The sequence below is a fragment of the Alkalimonas collagenimarina genome, from assembly GCF_030717845.1.
Taxonomy (GTDB): Bacteria; Pseudomonadota; Gammaproteobacteria; order Enterobacterales; family Alteromonadaceae; genus Alkalimonas; species Alkalimonas collagenimarina.
On record NZ_JAUZVZ010000069.1, the window covers coordinates 1 to 497 of the forward strand.

Consider the following 497-nt stretch of genomic DNA (forward strand, 5'->3'; position numbering starts at 1 on the left):
ACCTATTTGAAGGTAAACGGCCAATGGTCTTATCTTGCGGTGATTATTGATTTGTACTCGCGAAGCATTGTGGGCTGGGAGCTTAGCCAAACGCGAACGGCAGATTTAACGGTGTCAGCGTTGAAAAAAGCACTGACGCATCGCGAGGTCAAGCCAGGCTTGTTATTCCACAGTGACCGAGGTGCAGAATATGGTGCTTATCTATTTCAAGATGAGCTGGCCCGAGCTGGGATAAGGCCAAGTATGAATAGACCCAAGCATATGACGGATAATGCACACGTTGAATCTTTTTTTAAGACCATGAAAACAGAGACATTCCACGGTATAGTATTTGAGTCGGTTAAACAGCTGAGAATGACCTTAGCTTGGTATATTGATAGTTATTACAATACGAGTCGGCTCCATTCGTCATTGGGGTTTAATACGCCAATTGAATATGAAAGTAAGGCAGCATGAAATTGAAATCTAAAAGCGTCTACTTTTTAGGGGGAGGTTTC

Annotated in this window: 1 protein-coding gene; it reads left to right on the forward strand. The window is 43.3% G+C overall.

Annotated elements, in window-relative coordinates; genetic code table 11:
• The coding region (locus tag Q3O60_RS17630) for an IS3 family transposase (RefSeq protein WP_305895234.1) at positions 1-456 on the forward strand (456 nt) is incomplete at its 5' end.
• Between the last annotated feature and the right edge of the window lie 41 nt (positions 457-497).